Here is a 20,657-nt window from a genome sequence, read left to right as displayed (position 1 = left end):
CACGGGGTGTCGCCCTTGGCAAAGCCCCCGCGCCGTCAGGATCGCGACAACCTTGACCGCCCAGAGCTCGAGTCTGATCGAGGCCGCATTGGGCGCGCCTGGCAGGGAGACAATCACATGCCTGTAGTCGAAGGACGGCTCAGCTTCACCGCGATGAAGACACGCGCGCGACGGGCGCTGGCTTGGCTCTTGGCGATCGCCGTCGCCGCCGGCCTGTCGGCGATGAGCGCAGCGCCGGCCCAGGCGAAGGACCTGCCGGTGATGAAGCCGGTCATGGACTGCACGGCCCTGGGCAACATGCTGTTCAAGGTGGGGGACGACTATGGCCGCGTCATGTACGCCAAGCCGGTGACGGCCGACGCCGGGGACGGCAGCGCCGGTGTGGCGGTCGCCAGCCCCTACTGCCTGATCAAGGGCCATATCGCGCCCCAGGTCGCCTTCGAGATGCACCTGCCGATGACGGCCTGGACGCAGCGAATGTTCTTCAACGGCTGCGGCGGTTTCTGCGGCTATCTCCGCGTCCGCGCCGTCGCCGCGACGGGGTGCCCGGAGATCGAGAATGGCCAGATCGCCCAGGTGTCGACGGACCTCGGGCACACCTCCTACGGCTCGGAGAACTCCCTGTGGACCTCGTCCGATGGGATCTTCGCGGCGAACAATCCGGCGGGCCTGAAAGACTATGCCGACCGGGCCGTGCATGTGACCGCGGTCTTCGCCAAGGCGATCATGAAGAAATACTACGGAGCCCCGCCGGCCTATTCCTACTTCAGCGGCTGCTCGGACGGCGGGCGTGAAGCGATGATGTCGCCGCAGCGCCATCCCGAAGACTTCGACGGCGTGATCTCCGGTTCGGCTGGTCTCGACCTGATCACCCAGAACGCCCAGTTCGACGCCTGGCGGGTCCAGCATCTGCTGAAGCGGGACGGCACGAAGCTCCTGACCGACGAGCAGGTCGCGACCCTCCACAAGGGCGTGATGGAGGAGTGCGCCGCGCGCAGCGGCCAGTTCGAAGGGCTCATCGAGGATCCCCGGACCTGCCACTACGATGCGGCTAAGGTCGGCTGCGACCGCAAGCCCGGCCCGGGGTGCCTGACGCCCGATCAGGTCATGCACATGAAGGAACTCTATCGCGGCCCGCACGACGCGGCGGGGCACGAAATCTACTTCCCCTATCCCTACGGCTCCGAACTCGGCTGGAACGCGCAGATCGACGGCGCGGACCTGTTCGTCAAAGGCCTTGTCACCTTCCTCACCTCCCGCAAGCCGGTGGACGACCTGAACGTCTGGGACATGCCGCAGACCCTAGAACAGAAGGCGATCTACCTTCGCGAACTGGGCGGCGAGTTGAACTCGGTCGACCCGAAGATGGACGCCTTCAAGGCCCGCGGCGGCAAGCTGATCATGTGGCATCCCTGGGCGGACGAGAGCGTGCCGCCGATGAGCACGGTCGCCTATTACCAGTCGGTGCGCGCGACCATGGGGCCCAGGGCGACGGACGAGTTCATGCGCGTCTACATGATCCCGGGCGTCTACCACTGCGGCAACAAGGGCTTTGGCCGGGACCGCGTCGACTTCCTGTCGCCGCTGATGGCCTGGGTGGAAGACGGGGTCGCGCCGGGCGCGGTCACGGCCTCGGTCATCGGCACCGAGAAGCAGGGCGAGCGGAATGCGCGCAAGCTAAGCATCGCTCCGCTGCGCCTGGACAAGTGATCCGGGGTGGTCCTCCGGCCGGCTGATGCGCCGGCCTGAGGCGCCTTCCCCGGCGGGCTGATGATGCCGACGCCGTGGCGGTCCGGCGGCTAACGCCGACGTTCCGCAAATTCGCAACGCTAATGTCTCCATTAGGCCTTGTGGTTTGTCGGATCGGGGCGCGGCTGGCTTCTGGCCTACGGGAATTGGCCATGCGCGCTCTGGGCTTCGCCGCGTCCGATCCAGGTCGCTGAGGCGAGCGCGTGCAGAAGCGAGGCGTCGCGTGATTTCAAAACCATATTTGCTGTTCGTGGGCGATGCGCCCAGTGAGCCGGTAGCAAAGACGGCCTTCGGCGTTCGGGATTGGCTGCCCGGGGACGTGGTTGGGCAACTGCGTCTGCCCGGCTGCGGGGTCGATCTGGGCTTGCCGGATCTTTCACCCACCCAGGCCCGGGACGCTGGCGCGAAGTCCATGCTCTTAGGCATAGCCCCCATCGGCGGCGCCATTCCCGACAGCTGGATTCCCAGCCTGGCTGCGGCGCTGGAAGCTGGGCTCGATCTGGTAAGCGGACTGCACACCCGACTGGCCGAGCTCATTCCGGTCCGGCGCGCCGCGGAGCGCCTGGGCAGGACCCTGCACGATGTGCGACATGTGCGGGGGACTTTTCCGGTCGCAAACGGCCGGCGCCGCAGTGGCAAACGGCTGCTGACCGTGGGCACGGATTGCGCGCTCGGAAAGAAATACACCGCCTTGGCGCTGACCAACGCGATGCTCGCTCGCGGAGTCAAAGCGACGTTTCGCGCGACCGGCCAGACCGGGATCATGATCGCGGGCGAAGGCATTCCGATCGATTCCGTCGTGGCCGATTTTGTGGCCGGCGCGGCGGAATGCCTGTCGCCGGACGCCGCGCCTGATCACTGGGATGTCATTGAAGGGCAGGGCGCCCTGTTCCACCCGGCCTATGCCGGGGTGTGCCTGGGCCTTTTGCACGGCTCGCAGCCGGACGCGCTGGTGGTATGCCACGATCCCCTGCGGGAGACCTTGAACGGCTATCCGGACTATCCGCTGCCGAGCTTGCCGGTGGCGATGTCGCGCTATCTGGAGGCGGCGCAACTCACCAATCCCGACGTCTGCGTCGTGGGGATCAGCCTCAATACCTCGCACATGCGGCCCGATGCGGCGCAGTCGCTGATGTCGGCGCTCGAGGCCGAGCACAGCCTGCCGTGTTTCGACCCCCTTCGCTCGGATCTCAATCCGGCGGTCGACCGGCTGCTTTCGGCCACCGCGGCGACCTCTGCGGCTCGCGCGCGAGAGGTCGAGGTGTCGCGAGGGTGATCGGCTCAACGCCATTGGATCAGCCAATGAAGGCACCCGCGATTGCGCCGCGCATCGGAGATGGTGGTGGCCCTGTCCAAGCCTGACGATCTCGACGCCTATCGGCTCGACCCGCAGATGCTGTCGGATCTGTGGGTGTTCCGGCACGCTGCGCGCGCGGGCTCCTTCACCGGCGCCGCCCAACGCCTGCGGGTGACGCAAGGGGCGGTCAGCCAAAGGGTCATCCGGCTGGAGGGCCGGCTCAGCACGACGCTCTTCTCACGCAAGAGTGGACGGCTCGTCCTCACGCAATCGGGGGAGGCGGTCCTGGCTTCGATGGACCAGGTGGCCGTCCTGCTCAGCGGCACGCTGAGCCGCTTCGACCGGTCCCAGCGTCGCTCGGTGGTCGTGAGCTGCATCCCCTCGCTCGCCACCGAGTGGCTGGTGCCGTCCCTCGACGAGTTCTACCGGGAGAACCCGGACATCCAGCTGTTCATCCGCTCGGAGATGTTCCAGCCCTCAGCGGAATTCCTCGAAGATGAGAACATCGATGTGCTGCTGTCCTATTCGAGAGACGGCGTGAGTGACCTGCATGAATTGGCCCGGTTGCCCGAGCTGATCATGCCGGTCTGCACGCGGGCCTACCGCGAGGCCATGATGGCCGGCGGGGGCCCTCCAGAACTTACCCGGCTGCATGACGATGCGCCCTGCTTCGGCGGGCCGCAGGACACCGAATGGCGTGTCTGGGAGACGGGCCAACCAACATGGCGCGATCAAATCTCGGGCGAGCGCCATTTTAACCTCGCGCACTTGGCCTATCACGCCGCCCTGTCCGAACAGGGGGTCGCCATGGGTCGCTCCGTGCTGATCAATCGGCTGATGGCGCGGGGCGAGCTGGTGGCGGCCAGCGATCTGCCGCCGGTGCCGGGGGCGACCTATCGGGTGTTCGCCGTGCGGCCCGGCAATGCGCGCTCGCCGGTGCGGCGGTTCGCGAACTGGGTGATCCAGGCGCTGGAGCGCACGCAGCGCGACACTTTGGCAATGATCTCTCGGCAACCCTGACCCGGTGCCGCAGCTGCGCACGACGGTGCCCGCCCACGGCCGGTCTCAACATTAGGAGCGCTAATGGGCCAATAGGAGGGGGCCGATTGTCGGCTCAGCCCCCGGCTTGCACGGTCCGCGCCGAACCCTGTCGGAGCCGTGCTCGCCCATGCCCTTGATCGCGGAACCCCTGCGCCTCGATGCGGTGATCGAGCGCTTCCCCTTGAAGACCCCGTTCCGGATCAGCGGGCACACCTTCGAAGACTCCGCGGTGGTGACCGTCACCCTGTCGTCGGGCGATCATCGCGGCCGCGCTGAGGCCTCCGGCGTCTACTATTTCCACGAGACCGTCGAGACGATCCTGGCGGACCTTGAAGATGTGCGCCGCGAGGTCGAGCGTGGGGTGACGCGCCAGGGGTTGCAGGCGCTCTTGCCGGTCGGGGGCGCGCGCAATGCGCTCGACTGCGCATTCTGGGACCTCGACGCCGCCTGCGCCGGCGTGCCGGTCTGGAGCCTGGCGGGGGTCGGCGCGCCGCGGCCGCTGCTGACGACCTGCACCATCGGGATCGACGCGCCAGAGATGATGGCGCAGCGGGCCCGAGACTACGTGGGCGCGCGGGCGATCAAGGTGAAGCTCTCGGGGGATGACCTGGACGCCGAACGAATCTGCGCTGTCCGCGCCGCGCGCGAAGAGGTGTGGCTGGGCGTCGATGGGAACCAGGGGTTTACGCCCGCCTCGCTCGCGGCGCTGCTGCAGACCCTGGAGGCCTGCCGCGTGCAGCTCATCGAACAGCCGTTCCCGCGAGGTTTGGACCACCTCTTGGAGACTTACGACGGCGCGATCGAGATCGCCCTCGACGAAAGCATTCAGACCCTCAATGACATCGAAGGCGTCAGCCCCCGCTGCCAGGTCGTGAATCTCAAGCTCGACAAGAGCGGCGGATTGACGGAAGCCCTGCTCATGGCTCGCGCCGCCCGAGCGCGCGGGCTGAAGGTCATGGTCGGTAATATGACCGGCACCTCGCTCGGCATGGCCCCGGGCTTCATCGTCGGCCAACTCTGCGACGTGGTGGACCTCGATGGCCCCCTCTTGCTCGCGCGGGATCGCACGCCCGCCGCCGACTATGTCGACGGCTACATCGATTGCGGTCCGCAGGTCTGGGGCGGCGGCTAGGGCGCGCGCCCCGGACCGGCCGCCGCGGCGGATCCTTCGACCACCGGCAGAACGAGCGCCGACGGATGCAGCTTTCCGTGCAGCAACTTCTGGTGGGCGATCCGCCACTCCGTGTCGGTGGCGATCGGCGCGCCGGTGTTTTGGTTGGGATTGATGCTCGGGACGGCGCTGGATGTCAGGTCGATGCGGATGCGGTGCCCTGGCAGGAACTCGTGGCCGATATCGCCCAGGTCGATGCGGAAGGCCTCCGGCTTGTTGGGGGTGAGGAGTTCGACCTTGCCGCTGGGGCCGTGACGGTAACGCGCGCGGATGACCCCGACGCCCCGCGGGCCCAAGAGCAAGGCGTGACCGTTGGGGGCGACGTCGGTGATCGTGGCGACGAAGTCGGTGTCCGGCGCGTCGCTCGCCGCATAGATCTCGAGGCCGACGTTGCCGACGATCTGGACTGAGTGGGTCAGCGGCGGCGTGGAATAGACCAGCACATCGTCGCGGCCTTCGATGGCGCTGCGGTCGACGCCGCGGCCGTCGCCTGAGCCGGTGACGAAGGGAACTGGCGTCTTCGGGTCATAGACGAAGCCGTCGGCGTTTTCGCCCTTCGTCGGCGCCGTCGACAACTGCCCATCGCCGGCCCTGGTGTTGGCGCGGCCGGCGCTAGAGAGAAAGTACCGTGTCGCACGCGCCTGCGGGACGGGGTAGGCGGGGAAGGTCCGCCAAACATTGGCGCCGGTGATGAAGACGCGGACGGGCGGGGCGTCGAACCGGTCGGCCGACTGCTTGAGGTAGCGGTCGAAGAAGGCGAGCCGGAGCGCCATATTGTCGACGATGGAGTCCTTGCCTAGCTCGAACTCGCCAAGCCTCTCCGCGCCGCCGTCCCAGCTTTGGGCGTGGGTCCAGGGTCCGATCACCAGGAAGGCGTCGCGCACGCCGCCAGGCCGGCCGGTGTAGCCGCGCCAGTCGTAAAGCGCGCCGATCTGGTCGCCGTCGAACCAGCCCGTGGTGGTGAGCACCGGGATATCGATCTTGGCGAAATCGTCGGGCCCGAGCTGGATGCGCCGCCAGTAGGCGTCCATGGTGTCGTGCTGGAGGAAGGTGCGGTAGAGCGGCACCGACCGTCCAAGCGCCTCGTCGGCAGTGATCAGCGGGCGATGGGCATAGACCTTTTCCCAATCGACCACGCCCTGGCTCGGCCCCTCGGCCAGATGGCCGGTGAGGTCGCTGAGGAACTTGAGCGCCCAGCCCATCTTGAAGGCGCCCCCTGCCGAGGGCAGTTCCTGCAGGAAATCGCCGGCGGGCGAGGAGGGCGCCATGCAGACCAGGTGCGGCGGCCGCTCCTTGGCCGCGAGCCACTGGACCGTCCCCATGTAGGAAATGCCCAGGGTGCAGACCCGTCCGTTGGACCAAGGCTGGGCCGCCAGCCATTCGATGGTGTCGTAGCCATCCTGCGCTTCGGGGAAGAAGAAGTCGAAGGTCCCCTCGGAATCGCCGCGGCCGCGGGTGTCCTGGATCACCACGGCGTAGCCGTGCGCCACGAAAAACCGCTCCGTCTGCGCATCGTCGTGGCCGATCCGGATGTAGGGAGTGCGGATCAGGATAATCGGATAGCGGACGGCCTCCGTCGGCATGAAGGCGTCGGACGCCAGCTTCACGCCGTCACGCATCGGCGTCATGAGCCCGAACAGCGTCTTCATCTGGACCGTCTTGGGCGGATTGGGGTCCGGCGCGGCGATCGCGGCCAGGGGCGTGGCGTCGAGTGCGATCGCGAACAGCGGTCCAAGCGCGGCGCCTAACCACGACGCCGCAACGTCGCGGAACCGGCTCGGGCAGGGCGCCTCAGTCATGGTGTTTCCCCGTGGCCTGTCGCGCGCGTCGCGGCGTCGCCAAACCGGCAGCGTCCCGCCGATTGGCGGCGAGGCAAAGGCCTGACGGCCTAATAGCGGCATTAGCCGCGAAGGGCGCCTCAGGCGGTGGCGAGGCGCCGGGCAGGGTCGGTGAAGATGGGGGTGATCCGGGCGATCGCGTCCTCGACCTCCACGGTCGATACCGCAAAGCTAAACCGGATGAACCTGTGGCCGTTGACCGGATCGAAATCGACGCCCGGCGCGGTGGCGACGCCGGTCTCCTGCAGCAGCGCCTTGCAGAACGCCAGGCTGGTGTCCGTCAGGTGGCCGACGTCGGCGTAGATGTAGAAGGCGCCGTCGGGCGGGGCGATGGCGTTGAGGCCCAGGCGAGGCAGGGCGTCCAGGAGCAGATGGCGGTTGGCGCGGTAGACCGCCAGGTGCCCCTCCAGTTCATCGCGACTGTCGAGCGCGGCCAGGCCCGCGTGCTGGCTGAGCGAGGGCGCGGTCAGGAAGAGATTGCCGACATAGGTGCGCGCCCGGCGCAGGTGCGATTTCGGCGCCAGCAGCCAGCCCAGGCGCCAGCCCACCATGCTGAAGTATTTCGAGAAGCTGCTGATCACCACGGCGCCGGGCTCGAATTCCAGCATCGAGCGAGCGGGCTCCACGTAGCTCAAGCCGTGGTAGATTTCGTCTGAGATGACCTGGATGCCGCGTTCGCGGCTGACCGCGGCGATGGCCGCCAATTCGTCGGGCGCGATGATGGTGCCGGTGGGGTTCGCCGGGCTCGCGACGATCACCCCGGCCGGCGCGGGATCGAGCGCCGCCAGACGGGCCGCCGTCAGCTGGAAGCGTTCTTCCGGTCCACAGGGGATTTCCACGGGGACCATGTGCAGGGCGCGCAGGCTGTTGCGATAGGCGACATAGCCCGGCCGCGCCAGGGCAACGTGGTCGCCCGGCGCGAAACAGGACGTCAGGGCCAGGACCAGCGCCGGGGAAGCGCCGCAGGTCAGGATGAACTGGTCGGGCTCCACCTCCACGCCGTACGTGTCGTGGTAGTGCCGGGCCAGGCGCGCCTTTAGCGGTGCGCTTTCCCAGTAGCCCATCCCGTCGCTGTCCAGGACGCGATGGGCCACCGCGATGGCGGCGGCGGGCGCGCCGGTCGACGGCTGACCGAACTCCATGTGGATCACCGGGCGGCCCTGCGCCTTGAGCTGATGGGCCAAGCTGCTGATGGCGATCGCCCGGAAGGGTTCGATGTCCTTCGACATGGGAAGGCCTCTAGCTGGGCGGGGTGAAGGAGAGGTCAAGCGCAGTCGCCACCGCGGGGTGACGGATCGCGCCGTCGGCGACATTGAGCCCTTGGGCGAGATGTGGGTCCGCCGCCATGGCGGCCTGCGCGCCATTCTCCGCGATGGCCAGGACGAAGGGCAGGGTGGCGTTGTTGAGGGCCTGGGTGCTGGTGCGGGCGACGCCGCCCGGCATGTTGGCGACGCAGTAGTGGATGACGCCTTCTTCTAAGAACACAGGCGCGTCATGGGTGGTCGCGCGCGAGGTCTCGAAGCAGCCGCCCTGATCGATGGCGATGTCCACCAGGACCGCGCCGCGCTTCATGGTGCGCAGCATCTCGCGGGTCACCAGTTTCGGCGCCGCCGCGCCCGGGATCAGCACCGCGCCGATCACCAGGTCCGCCGCTTTCACCGCGGCTGCGATCGCCGCGCGCGAGGCGTAGGCGGTCTTCACCCGGCCCTCGAAGATCTGATCCAGTTCCGCCAGGCGGGCGTTGGAGATGTCGTAGATGGTCACCTCAGCGCGCAAGCCGAGGGCCATTTCCGCGGCATGGACGCCGGAGACGCCGCCGCCCAGGATCGCCACCTGGCCCGGCGCGACACCCGGGACGCCGCCCAGGAGGATGCCGCGGCCCCCGGGCTCGCGCTCAAGATAGTGGGCGCCAACCTGGACGCTCATGCGGCCCGCCACCTCGGACATTGGACGCAGCAGGGGCAGCGCGCCGCGGCCGTCGGTGACCGTCTCATAAGCGATCGCCGTCACGCCCGACCGCATCAGGGCTTCGGCCTGCGGCTTGTCAGCCGCCAGGTGGAGATAGGTGAACAGCGTCTGCCCGGCCCGCAGCTTGGCGCATTCCTTCAGCTGCGGTTCCTTGACCTTCACGATCAGGTCGGCGTGCTCGAAGACGAAGTCGGCGGTCTTGGAGATCGCCGCGCCGGCGTCACGGTAGTCCTGATCCGAGTAGTCGATTCCGCCGCCTGCGCCGGTTTCGACGGTGACGGTATGACCTCGCGCGGTGAGTTCGCCCACCGTCTCGGGGGTCAGCCCCACGCGGTACTCGTGAATCTTGATCTCTTTGGGAACGCCGACGTGCACCGCTGTCTCCTCGCGCTGATTTGCGGGAAGTTTGCGCGCGTCCGCCCTGGAATTCCTCTCGAAGTCGGCGTAGTTTACGGGCAAATTGAATTAATATCCTGAGGAGGCCTCGTGAATTCGGAGAATATCCAGATCGATCCCATCGATCGGCGGATTCTCTCCGCCCTGGGCCGCGATGGCGCTTTGACCAGTAGTTCGCTGGGAGACTTGGTGGGCCTGTCGGCCTCGGCCGCGCATCGCCGCGTGAAGCTTCTGGAGGCGGCCGGACTGATCGCCGGCTATCGCGCGCGCCTCTCGCGCGAAGCGCGGGGAAATCCGACGACGGTGTTCGTCTCGGTGACCCTAAAGGACCAGACCCAGCCCACCCTGGTCTGTTTCGAGGACGCCCTGCGCGGCTGCGCCGTCATCGCCCAGGCGCACCTGATGAGCGGGGAGTCTGACTATCTGCTGGAAGTGCCGGTAAGCGCTGAGGATAGCTTCGAGCGGATCCACCGTGAGGTCCTGGCGCGCCTGCCGGGGGTACAGCGCCTGGTTTCGCAATTCAGCATCCGCACGGTGTTTGAAACCGCCTAGGGCGCGCGGCGGCTAGTAGGGACGCTACGAAAGGTCGCTTGGAAACGTCGCGCGTCGAGCCCTGTCGGAACTTCGTGGAAGGCTGCATCTGCGAGGCCTGGACTGCCGGTTCTGCTCCTGGCGTATCGGCGACGTTGGCCCCCGGACTGCTCCTGACTCCAAGCGGACGCTCGGGGAGTCCGCTTCGAGGATGCATCAGGGCCGCTAGCCGTCCAGAAATTGCCGAACGTCGCGAACGAATTGGTCCGGAAACTGGAAGATCGCACCGTGTCCGGAGTCCGGATAGAGGACGAGCTCGGCGTTCGGCAGGTGTTGCTGCAGGATGAACGAGTTGACGGTTGGGACCATGACATCGGTCTTGCCGTTGACCACCAGCACTGGGAGCTCGATGTCCTTGAGGCTGGCGTAGCGAGCGTGCTCGGTGACTGCGCCCCACGTATTGATCGCCTTCGCTTGCGCGGCCATGGCCGTCAGGGACGACGCTGGATCCTGGTCAGCGCGCGCATGGCGGCGCTCCCAGAAGGCTCGGCCTGCGGCCTGGCTGGTCTCGGTCGGCGAGAAGAAGAGGTAGAGGAAGTCTTCTTCTATCGGGACCTCACGAGTGGCGTGGAATGTCGCGAGCTCAGGATAGCCGACCATCCCTTCGCCGCCTTCTGGGCCGGTGCCGGCCAGGATCATCCGGCGGAGCAGGTCCGGACGATCCAGGGCGAGCCGTTGGGCGACGAAGCCCCCAGTGTAGAACCCCAGAAGATCGAAGCGCTGCAAGCCGAGCGCCTCTGCGAAGGCGATGACGTGACGCGCCATGCCGTCGATCGTGTCGGCGGGCTCGCCGCTGGAGCTGGCGACGCCGGCATTGTTGAACAGGATGACGGAGCGCCCCTTGGCCAGTCCGTCGGTGACCTGAGGGTCCCAATTGTCGAGCCCGCCGCGGAAGTGCTGCAGGCAGATCAGCGGCAGTCCCGGTCCCGATCCGAAGCGCCGGTAGGCGTAGCGGACGCCTCCGGCTTCGATGAATTGCGTCGGGGCAGTGTTGTGGGTCTTGGACATGTGACGACTTCCTGGGCGTGGGGTTGAGAGGGTCCGGCGCCCCCACGGCTGCGGGGGAGGAAGGCAGAGTGGGAGCGCCGGGCGGCCGCCGACGGGCGGGGGAGCGAGCGTGGGGCGGCCGAGGTCGCGCGGGCTCAGCGCGTTGCTGAGCGCCGCGGTGTGGGTGTTCAATCCGGAGGCGTTTTCGGGCGGGCGAGCGGCAGGTAGAGCCGCACCGTCGCCCCCAGTCCGGGACGGCTGATAATGTCGACGACGCCGCCGCTGGCGTCGACAAACGCCTTTACCGACGGGAGTCCCATGCCGAAGCCTTCACTGGGTCCTTTGGTGGTGAAGAAGGGGTCGAAGGCGCGCGTGATCACCTCAGGCGTCATACCTTCGCCGGTGTCGCCGGCGACGATGATGACGTAGTTGCCGCTGAGCAAGCCGGGCAGGTCGAGCGGAAGTTCGGCGCGCACGGTCCTGAGCGAGAACACACCACCTTCCGGCATGGCGTCGCGGGCGTTGACCGCGAGGTTCATCACCGCATTTTCCAGATCCTGCGGGTCGCACCAGGTCTCGAGCTCGCGTTCCGTCAGCGACATGTCGAGCACGATCTCGAACCCCAGCGCCCACTGAAGAAGCGGCTTGAGATCGCGCAGCAGGGCATTGACCTCGACCCGGGACTGCATGGACGCGCCGGGCCGCCCGAAGGCCATCAGCCGCTTGGAAAGCGCCGTGGCCCTGTCGATCGCCTGCAGACCTTCGGCGGTCAGCATCGCGACCTCCTCCGGCGAACCGTGGGCGATCCGCCGGTCGATCATATGGAGCACGCCGCCGACGCTCTGCAGCATGTTGTTGACGTCGTGCGCGATGCTTGGGGTCATCAGGCCGACCGCGGCCAGGCGCCGGAGCTGGGCTCCGCCGGTGGCTTGGTCCTGACGCTCGCGCACGCACAGGTCTTCGAAGGGCCGAGGGTCCATTGTCTGTGTCCTGGATGGAGCTGCCCGCGCCCTCGCGGGGCAGCGGAATTCGATCGACGGGGAGGTAGAGAGGGTGGCGCGCGGCGACCCGCGCGCCACCCGGCTCTCGATCAGCGCAGCGATCGGAACGCGGCCCGGATCTCCTTGGTGAAGATCTCTGGCTGTTCCCAGGCGGCGAAGTGGCCGCCATTGTCGACCTCGTTCCAGTAGATGAGCTTCTTGAAGCACTTCTCGCCCCAGGCTTTTGGCGCCGGGTAGATCTCGCCGGGGAAGATGCTCACGGCCACCGGCACGTTGGGGATGTCGAAGGCGTTGAAGGGCCCACCCCCGCCTTGCGCTGCGTCCCAGTAGGACCGCGACGAGGACGCGCCGGTGTTGGTCAGCCAGTAGAGGGTGACATCGTCCAGCATCTCGTCGCGGGTCAGTTCCCGCTCCGGCTGGCCGCCGGTGAACGTCCACTCCTCGAACTTGTCGTAGAAGAACGCCAGCATGCCCACCGGTGAGTCCGCCAGGCTGTAGCCCAGGGTCTGCGGCCGGGTGTTCATCATCTCGGCGTAGCCGAAGCCCTTGCGGTAGAAGTATTCGAGCCGGGCGAAGGCCGCCTTCTCCGCCGGCGAGAAGTTCGCCGGGACAGGGTCGCGGTTTTGGATCAGGCGAAGGACGCTCGGCGGGGTGGTGCCGGGCATGTTGATGTGGATGCCCATCAGCCCCGGGGGCGCCTGGACGGCCATGATCTCGGAGATGATTGCGCCCCAATCGCCGCCTTGCGACACATACTTGGCGTAGCCGAGGCGCTGCATCAGCGTGTCCCAAGCCCGGCAGATGTGCTCCGGACCCCACTCGGTCCCGCGAGGTTTGCCCGAGAAGCCGTAGCCGGGGATGGTGGGCAGGACGAGGTGGAAGGCGTCCTCGGCGCGGCCGCCGTGCGCGGTCGGGTCGGTGAGCGGCGCGATGACCTTGAGGAGCTCCAGCGGCGAGCCCGGCCAGCCGTGGGTCATGATCATCGGCATCGCGTCGGCGTGGCGCGAGCGGATGTGCATGAACTGGATGTCGAGGCCGTCGATCTCGGTGATGAACTGCGGGAGGGCGTTGAGCTTGGCTTCCGCCTTGCGCCAGTCGTAGCCGGAGCCCCAGTACTGGACGAGCGGCTGGAGCTTGGCGAGCTGGACGCCCTGGGTCTGGTCGGTGACGGTCTCCTTGTCCGGCCAGCGGGTCATGGCGATCCGGCGGCGAAGGTCGGTCAACGCCGCCTCCGGCACCTTGACGTGAAAGGGTCGGATTGCGGGTCCGCCCGCGCCCCCGCCGCCGCTCTCCAGAAGGCTTTCGGCGAAGCCTTGCGAGGCGAACATGGCGGCGCCAACGACACCCCCTGCTGCAGACGTGGCGAGCACGTTGCGCCGGGTCGGCGAGCCGGATACTGAGCTCATGGAAGTTCTCCTGACGTGATCTTGAATTTGGCTGCAGGTCGCAGACGACCCATTCATGAGATCAGGAGAATTCGAGCCCCGATATTTGGACCATGGTGTCTGATATACTATCGTGTCCAAGGCGCTCGGGCGCCTTCGCCGACCCGACACCATGGTGTTCATAGACGCTGCGGCGAGCACCGCGCATCCTACGCGCACGGCGGCTGGGACGGCGCCAGGGGAACAGGATGGAGCACGACCTCAGCCGCGTCGTCGATGCCTTGCCCGGGTTGGTCTGGACGGCGCTTCCGGACGGACGGACCGACTATCTGAACCAGAGATGGTGCGACTACACCGGCCTCACCTTAAGCCAGGCCTGTGACTTCGGCTGGTACGCCGCCATCCACCCGGACGATCTTGAGGGCCTGCTGGCGACATGGCGCGCAAGCGTCGCCTCCGGCCAGCCCGGTGAAGCGGAAGCCCGGCTGCGCCGCCACGACGGCGTGTGTCGCTGGTTCCGTTTCAGCACCGCCCCCCTGTTGGACGCCGACGGACGAGCGACGAAATGGGTCGGGATCAACACCGAGATCGAGGACCGCAAGCAGGCCGAAGAACAGCTCCGTGTCAGCGAGCACCGCTTCCGGTCGATCATCGACGGCCTCCCGGCGAACCTGATGTTGATGACGCCGGAGGGTGTGTTCGCGGACGGCAATCGGCAGATGATGGAGTACTTCGGAACACCCTTCGAGGAGCTCAGGGCGCTTCCGGTCGACGCCAAGATTCATCCCGACGACCGCCCCGAACTCATGCGCCGCTGGGGGCATTCCATTGCAACCGGCGAAGACTGCGACACCGAAGCCCGCTTCCTCCGCGCGGACGGCGAATATCACTGGTTCCGGACCCTGGGCGTGCCGCTGCGCGAAGACGATGGCCGCATCGCCATGTGGCATCTCCTCCAGATGAACATCGACGACCGCAAGCAGGCCGAAGTGCTGCTCGCCGGCGAAAAACTTGTGTTGGAGATGGTCGCCACCGGGCAGCCGATGGCCGGCATCCTCGACGCGCTCTGTGGACTGGTCGAGGACACGATCAGCGGAGGCTATTGCAGCATCGTCCTGATCGACGCGCACGCCGCGCGGCTGAAGCACGGCGCGGCGCCAAGTCTGCCCAAGAGCTTCATCACCTCCATTGTCGGGCGACCGGTGACCGTAGAGTCCGGACCTTGCGCGATGGCGGTCCACGACGGCCGGCAGGTGATCGCGCCCGACCTCTCAAAGGAGGCCCGGTGGGCGGACGACTGGCTCCCAATGGCCATGGCGCACGGCCTTCGGTCGTGTTGGTCGATCCCGATCCCGGCGTGCCCCGGACGGGTCCTGGGGGCCATCGCGATCTACTACGATCAGCCGAAGACCCCGACCGCTGCGGATCAGGCAGTCATCGAGCAGATCGTCCATATCGCCAGCATCGCCATTGAGCGCGCGCAGAGCGACGCGGCGCTGAAGCGGAGCGAGGCCTTCCTCGCAGAGACGCGGCGACTAAGTTCGACCGGCGGCCTCTCCAAGCGCATGTCCACAGGCGAGATCACTTGGTCGGACGAGATCTACCGCATGTTCGAATTCGAGCCGGGCGTTCCGGTGACCCTCGACCTGATCATGACCCGCGTGCATCCCGACGACGCCTTCACCTTCAAGGACATGCTGGACGCCCAGCAGCTCGGGAACGACTACATCCATGAGTACCGGCTGCTGATGCCGGACGGCGCGACGAAGTACCTCTACGTGGTGGCGAGTGCGGGCCGTGATCAGGACGGCGAGCTGGAGTACATCGCCGCCGTGCAGGACGTGACGCCGCGCCGGTTGTCGGAGGAGGCGCTCACCAAGGCCAGGTCCGAACTCGCGCGGGTGGCCCGCGTCTCCAGTCTTGGCGCCTTGACCGCCTCCATCGCCCACGAGGTCAACCAGCCGCTGTCGGGCATCATCACGAATGCCGACACCTGCATGATGATGCTGGATGCTGACCCTCCCGACGTGCGCGGCGCTCGGGAAACCGTCCGGCGTACGATCCGGGACGGCAACCGGGCGGCCGAAGTGATCGCCCGACTGCGGGCGCTGTTCACGAACAAGGACGCCCAGCTCGAAACGATGGATCTGAGCGCCGTCGCGCGCGAGGTGATCGCGCTGGCGATGAGCGAGCTACAACGCAACCATGTCGTCGTCCGCTACGAGTTCGCGAACGATCTTCCGTCGGTCACGGGCGACCGCGTGCAGCTACAGCAGGTCATCCTCAACCTGCTGCTGAATGCGTCGGACGCCATGAGCGGGATCGACGATAGGCCGCGGCAGATCGTGGTCAGGACCGAGCGGGACGCAGGAGATGCGGTCCGCCTGTCCGTCGAGGACGCGGGGGCGGGTTTCGGTCCAGACGTCGCCGACCGGCTCTTCGACGCCTTCTACACCACCAAGACCGGCGGCATGGGGATCGGCCTTTCGGTCAGCCGTTCGATCATCGCAAGCCACCGCGGCCGCCTCTGGGCGATCCCTAACGACGGGCCAGGCGCCACCTTCTCGTTTTCAATTCCCCCGCGTCCCAAAGGGGCGGTGGACGCCGGCCGGCAAGGCGTCACGGCTACCCCGGCCGCATCGGATCCTGGGCGGAGCTTCAGTAACAGCGTGAGCAAACGATGATCGCCTCGAAGTCCCTCGTCTCGGTTGTCGACGACGATCAATCTGTCCGCGAGGCGCTGCCGGACATGCTGCGGCAGTTTGGGTTTGCCGTGCAGGTGTTCTCATCCGCGGAGGGATTTCTCGCCTCTGGCTACATCGGCCAGACCCGTTGCCTCCTCCTGGACGTCGCCATGCCGGGGATGTCCGGGCCGGATCTCCAGGAGGAACTTCGTCGCCGTCGGCAGCCGATCCCCATCGTCTTCATCACCGCCGACACCGATGCGACCCTGCGGCCGCGGCTGATGGAGGACGGCGCCGTGGAATGCCTGTTCAAACCGTTCAGCCACACCGCGCTTCGTGAAGCCGTCCGCGCCGCCCTTGGGCAGAATTGAGAGGACCGTCATGCTCGCCAGCCCGCTAGAACCGCTCAGGGAATCGGAAGTCGAGGAGTCGGTGTCCGACCTTGTCGACGCCCCCACTGTCTTCATCGTCGACGATGATATTTCCGTGCGGGAATCCCTCGAACATCTTGTCGCTGCCGCCGGCTGGCGCCCCGAGACGTTCGCCTCGGCGCAGGCGTTCCTGGCGCGGGCGCCGGCCGCTGGTCCGAGCTGCCTCGTTCTCGACGTCAACCTGCCGGATCTCAACGGGCTCGATCTCCAGGACAAGGTCGGCGCCGATCAGACGGAGATGCCGATCATCTTCATCACCGGTTACGGCGACGTGCCGATGACGGTGCGGGCCATGAAGGCCGGAGCGATGGAGTTCCTGACCAAGCCGATCGACAAGCACGCCTTGCTGGCCGCCGTTGGAGACGCCATCGAGCGAAGTCAGGCTGCCGCCGACCATGGCGCCGAGAGCCGGATGTTACGGGCTCGATATGAACGGCTCACCCCGCGGGAGCGGGAGATACTGGCGATGGTAGTCGAGGGGCTCCTGAACAAGCAGGTCGCCGCCGACCTCGGCATCAGCGAGATCACCGTCAAGGCCCACCGCGGCCGCATGGTGCGCAAGATGAAGGCCGCGACCTTTGCGGACCTGGTCAAGATGGGCGAGCGGCTGGGAATCGGGACGCCCCAGAAGGGCTGAAAGCCGCGCCTGCGTCGCGGCACTCGAGCGACACCATGGTGTCCTGGATACCTTCGTCCAAATAGATCGGCGCCCCCCGTACTGGTTTGATGTCGGCAGGCCTCAACGCCGCCGAAGGGTTTCCCAATGTCCCTCACCAGTCTCGGCCTTTGGGCCGGCGTGCTCGCCCTCGCCGTGGCGAGCACGGTGTGCGTCCTGCCGCTCGCCCTGCCCAGATTGATGGAGATCTGGGCGCGTGGCGGCGGCGCAGAGCGCCTTCGCATCGGCCTCGCGTTCGCGGCCCTGGGCGTTCTCGGCATGGCCGCGCTGGCTCTCGCCACGGGCGCAGAAGGCCAAGGGCGCACCGCCGCGCTGGGTCTTGGGACCGCGGCTCTTGCGGGACCCGGTGCGGCGCTCTCGGCGCAGCAACGCGCAGTGTTGGCGGCGGGACCCTGGCTGAACACGCCGCCGCTTCGGGCCCAGGACCTGAGGGGTAAGGTCGTGCTGGTGAACTTCTGGACCTACTCCTGCATCAACAGCCTGCGCGTGCTCCCGTATGTGCGGGCCTGGGCCGAGAAATATCGGGCCGAAGGCCTAGTGGTTGTGGGCGTTCACACACCCGAATTCGAGTTCGAGAAGGACCTCGCCAACGTCCGGCGCGCCTCGGCGTCCTATGGCGTGGACTATCCGGTCGTGCTCGACAGCCATTTCCATGTCTGGCGGGCGTTCAACAACGAGGCCTGGCCGGCGCTCTATTTCCTCGGATCCGACGGCCGCGTCCGCCGTCAGGTGCTCGGGGAGGGCAGCTACGATCAGTCCGAGCGTCTGATCCAGAAGCTGCTCTCAGAAGCGAACGGCAGGCCGGTCGGCGGCGCGATCACCCTCGTCACCGGGGAGGGCGCGGAAGCCGCTCCCGATGAGCGCGATCTGGGCTCGCCCGAGACCTACATCGGCTATGGCCGAGCGAGCGGCTTTGCTTCGCCCGGGGGGCTGAAGCATGACGAGAGACGAACCTACCGCGGTGACATCTCGTTGGGGCTGAACCGGTGGAGCCTTGCCGGGCTCTGGACCGCCGGGGACGAATTCGCGACGCTGGATCAAGCGTCCGGTCGGATCGCCTACCGCTTCCATGCCCGCGACCTCCACCTGATCCTGGGGCCGTCCGCGGACGGTCGTCCCGTGCGCTTCCGCATCACGATCGACGGCAAGGCTCCGGGCGCCGATCACGGCGTCGATGTGGACGCCGGTGGCCTCGGACGGGTCGTGGAACCGCGCATGTATCAGCTAGTCCGCCAGGCGCGCCCAGTGGTGGCGAGGACCTTCGAAATCGAGTTCCTGGACGCCGGCGTCCGCGCCTACGACTTCACCTTCGGATGAGCTCGGACGGCTGTATTCGGATGGGCGCCAAGGTGTCTACGACACCATCGTCCAAATATCCGCGAGGCGGCGCCACTGCTCTGATGGGCGCCTAAGGCCAGGGTCTTCCCAATGGGAGGGCCGGCACTCCACCTTCATCAGGACGATCCCATGACCCATCCCCACATCGTGAAGTTGCCGCGACCCACCTCCTGCACAGCGCGTGCGGTTCATCCGGCGCGTGGGCTCCTTGGCCTCATTCTGGCGAACGCCGCGGTTCTGACCGGCGCCCTGGCGGTCGCGACGCCGGCCGTCACTCAGCCCGCCACCAAGCCGAGATCATTCTCGTCCATGGCGCTTTCGCGGAGTCTTCGAGCTGGAATGGGGTGATGACCGACCTCACGCGAGACGGCTATCCGGTGGTGGCCGTAGCCAACCCCCTGCGCAGCGTGGCCGGTGATGCGGCCTACGTCGCCTCGGTCGTCCGCACGGTGAAGGGTCCTGTCATCCTTGTCGGACATTCCTACGGCGGCACGGTTGTGTCGGTCGCGGCCAGCAGTGCGCCCAACGTGAAGGGCCTTGTCTTTGTGGACGCTTTCGCGCCTGCACCAGGGGAGACCAGTCTCGGCCTGACCGGCAAGTTCCCCGGCAGCACCTTGGGCCCGACTCTCGCCCCTCCGGTCAATCTGCCCGGCGGCGGAAAGGACCTCTACATCCTGCAGGACCGCTACCGCGCCCAGTTCGCCGCAGATGTCCCCGCCCCTCAGGCCAGTCTCATGGCAGCGGCACAGCGACCCGTCGATCAGCGAGCGCTCACCGAGCCCGCGGTCACCGCGGCTTGGAAGACCATTCCGTCCTGGTCGATTTATGGCACGGCGGATCGCAACATTCCGCCGGCAGCGCTCGCGTTCATGGCCGCCCGCGCCCATGCCCGGAAAGTCGTCGTGGTGCGCGGGGCGTCGCACGTGGTCATGGTCACCCACCCGCACGAGGTGGCCGCCTTGATCGAAGCCGCCGCCAAGGCGTCCTGATCGGGCGTGACCTTTGACCCGAGGGACATCCGATGCTCGATCTGATCCATCCAAACCGCCGCCGCGTGCTCGGCGCCTCAGTCATGACAGTCGCTGCGGCGGAGTTGGCGATTAGCGGGCTGGCACATGCGCGGGCCAGTGCGGCGCGGCTTGGCGACGTTCGGCCGGGCGACACGTCCCTCGGCCCGCTGAAGCAAATCCACGCGGGTGTATTGAATGTAGGATATGCGGAGCTTGGTCCTGCCGGCGGCCCCGCGGTTTTGCTCCTCCACGGCTGGCCCTACGACATCCACACCTACGTGGACGTCGCGCCCTGGCTGGCGTCGAAAGGCTATCGGGTGATCGTGCCGTTCCTCCGCGGCTTCGGTACGACGCAATTCATCTCGAGCGACACGGTCCGCAACGGACAACCTGCGGCCCTCGCCGTGGACGCCATCGCCTTGCTGGATGCGCTCAAGATCCCGAAAGCGATCGTTGCCGGCTGCGACTGGGGCGCGCGAACGGCCGACATCCTGGCTGCGCTCTGGCCTGAGCGCTGCGTGGGCCTGGTCTCGGTGAGCGGCTACCTGATCAGCAGCCAGGCGGCGGGGCGGGCGCCGTTGCCGCCAGAGGCCGAATTCCAGTGGTGGTATCAGTTCTACTTCGCCACCGAGCGAGGGCGAGCCGGCTATGAGAAATATCGCCGCGACTTCGCTGGGCTGATCTGGAAGCTGGCGTCGCCGAAGTGGGGCTTTGACGCCGCAACCTTCGACCGCTCAGCCGTGGCCTTAGACAATCCCGATCACGTCGCGGTCGTCATCCACAACTACCGTTGGCGACAGGGCTTAGTAGAGGGCGAGGCCAAGTATGACCCGTTCGAGCAGAAGCTCGCGTCGGCGCCGGCGATCATCGTCCCGTCGATCACGCTGGAAGGCGACGCCAACGGCGCGCCGCATCTCGAGCCCGGCGCCTACGCGCGGAAGTTCATCGGCCCTTACGCCCATCGCACCGTGACCGGCGGCATCGGTCACAACCTGCCTCAGGAAGACCCGCAAGCCTTTGCCCAGGCGGTCGTCGACTTGGCCACACGGTAAGGCCAGCTTTGCGCCCTGACGCCAACGTTCCGCTGTTGGCGG

The 20,657-nt window shown here is 67.2% G+C and carries 17 protein-coding genes; 11 read left to right on the top strand and 6 right to left on the bottom strand.

From position 1 onward, the window contains the following. The first annotated feature begins 117 nt into the window (after positions 1–117). The 4 genes from E8A49_RS03055 (at position 118) to E8A49_RS03040 (ending at position 5,219) form a co-directional block, all read left to right on the top strand. Complete coding sequence (locus E8A49_RS03055) at positions 118–1,710, top strand: tannase/feruloyl esterase family alpha/beta hydrolase (RefSeq protein WP_293376215.1); 1,593 nt, start codon at positions 118–120, stop codon at positions 1,708–1,710. A 262-nt stretch (positions 1,711–1,972) separates the two neighbouring features. Next, the gene (locus E8A49_RS03050) at positions 1,973–3,025 is read left to right on the top strand and encodes a DUF1611 domain-containing protein (RefSeq protein WP_293376213.1); all 1,053 of its coding nucleotides are present in this window, start codon (positions 1,973–1,975) and stop codon (positions 3,023–3,025) included. 66 nt (positions 3,026–3,091) lie between these two features. Next, complete coding sequence (locus tag E8A49_RS03045; RefSeq protein ID WP_293376211.1) at positions 3,092–4,066, top strand: LysR family transcriptional regulator; 975 nt, start codon at positions 3,092–3,094, stop codon at positions 4,064–4,066. 148 nt (positions 4,067–4,214) lie between these two features. Next, entirely contained in the window at positions 4,215–5,219 is a 1,005-nt protein-coding gene (locus E8A49_RS03040) for a dipeptide epimerase (RefSeq protein WP_293376209.1), read from the top strand. On the opposite strand, the gene E8A49_RS03035 is transcribed toward E8A49_RS03040, so the two are convergent. The 3 genes from E8A49_RS03035 to ald all read right to left on the bottom strand — a co-directional run bounded on the left by E8A49_RS03035 (position 5,216) and on the right by ald (position 9,439). Continuing rightward, on the bottom strand, positions 5,216–7,057 hold the full coding sequence (locus tag E8A49_RS03035) for a CocE/NonD family hydrolase (RefSeq protein WP_293376207.1): 1,842 nt from the start codon (positions 7,055–7,057) through the stop codon (positions 5,216–5,218). The genes E8A49_RS03040 and E8A49_RS03035 overlap by 4 nt on opposite strands. A 119-nt stretch (positions 7,058–7,176) precedes the next feature. Then, complete coding sequence (locus E8A49_RS03030; protein ID WP_293376205.1) at positions 7,177–8,325, bottom strand: aminotransferase class I/II-fold pyridoxal phosphate-dependent enzyme; 1,149 nt, start codon at positions 8,323–8,325, stop codon at positions 7,177–7,179. A gap of 10 nt (positions 8,326–8,335) precedes the next feature. Then, entirely contained in the window at positions 8,336–9,439 is a 1,104-nt protein-coding gene (gene ald, locus E8A49_RS03025; RefSeq protein ID WP_293376203.1) for an alanine dehydrogenase, read from the bottom strand. Positions 9,440–9,550: 111 nt separating this feature from the next. Here ald and E8A49_RS03020 point away from each other — a divergent pair, with 111 nt between their 5' ends. Next, complete coding sequence (locus E8A49_RS03020) at positions 9,551–10,012, top strand: Lrp/AsnC family transcriptional regulator (RefSeq protein WP_293376201.1); 462 nt, start codon at positions 9,551–9,553, stop codon at positions 10,010–10,012. A gap of 204 nt (positions 10,013–10,216) precedes the next feature. Here the strand turns inward: E8A49_RS03020 and E8A49_RS03015 are convergent, their stop codons facing one another. From E8A49_RS03015 to E8A49_RS03005, 3 genes are all read right to left on the bottom strand, one after another. After that, the gene (locus E8A49_RS03015) at positions 10,217–11,059 is read right to left on the bottom strand and encodes an alpha/beta hydrolase (protein ID WP_293376199.1); all 843 of its coding nucleotides are present in this window, start codon (positions 11,057–11,059) and stop codon (positions 10,217–10,219) included. 167 nt (positions 11,060–11,226) lie between these two features. Continuing rightward, the gene (locus tag E8A49_RS03010) at positions 11,227–11,988 is read right to left on the bottom strand and encodes an ATP-binding protein (protein ID WP_293376197.1); all 762 of its coding nucleotides are present in this window, start codon (positions 11,986–11,988) and stop codon (positions 11,227–11,229) included. A 140-nt stretch (positions 11,989–12,128) separates the two neighbouring features. After that, positions 12,129–13,445 carry an epoxide hydrolase family protein gene (locus E8A49_RS03005; RefSeq protein ID WP_293376195.1) on the bottom strand — a complete coding sequence of 439 codons (1,317 nt, stop codon included), beginning with the start codon at positions 13,443–13,445 and terminating at the stop codon, positions 12,129–12,131. A 227-nt stretch (positions 13,446–13,672) separates the two neighbouring features. Here E8A49_RS03005 and E8A49_RS03000 point away from each other — a divergent pair, with 227 nt between their 5' ends. From E8A49_RS03000 to E8A49_RS02975, 6 genes are all read left to right on the top strand, one after another. Then, the gene (locus E8A49_RS03000; protein ID WP_293376193.1) at positions 13,673–16,108 is read left to right on the top strand and encodes a PAS domain-containing protein; all 2,436 of its coding nucleotides are present in this window, start codon (positions 13,673–13,675) and stop codon (positions 16,106–16,108) included. Continuing rightward, positions 16,105–16,479: a response regulator gene (locus E8A49_RS02995; protein ID WP_293376191.1), complete on the top strand. Its 375-nt coding sequence runs from the start codon at positions 16,105–16,107 to the stop codon at positions 16,477–16,479. Before E8A49_RS03000 ends, E8A49_RS02995 begins: the two co-directional genes overlap by 4 nt. Positions 16,480–16,489: 10 nt before the next feature. Continuing rightward, positions 16,490–17,176: a response regulator gene (locus E8A49_RS02990; protein WP_293376189.1), complete on the top strand. Its 687-nt coding sequence runs from the start codon at positions 16,490–16,492 to the stop codon at positions 17,174–17,176. Between the two features lie 126 nt (positions 17,177–17,302). After that, positions 17,303–18,532 (top strand): redoxin domain-containing protein, encoded by a 1,230-nt coding sequence (locus E8A49_RS02985; protein WP_293376187.1) that lies wholly within the window; start codon positions 17,303–17,305, stop codon positions 18,530–18,532. 368 nt (positions 18,533–18,900) lie between these two features. Further along, entirely contained in the window at positions 18,901–19,542 is a 642-nt protein-coding gene (locus E8A49_RS02980; protein WP_293376185.1) for an alpha/beta hydrolase, read from the top strand. 32 nt (positions 19,543–19,574) lie between these two features. Beyond that, entirely contained in the window at positions 19,575–20,615 is a 1,041-nt protein-coding gene (locus E8A49_RS02975; RefSeq protein ID WP_293376183.1) for an alpha/beta hydrolase, read from the top strand. Positions 20,616–20,657: the final 42 nt, after the last annotated feature.

Source organism: Phenylobacterium sp. (assembly GCF_004799515.1).
Lineage (GTDB): Bacteria > Pseudomonadota > Alphaproteobacteria > Caulobacterales > Caulobacteraceae > Phenylobacterium.
Note: the sequence above shows the minus strand (reverse complement) of the source record. Positions and strands in the feature narration are given on the sequence as shown.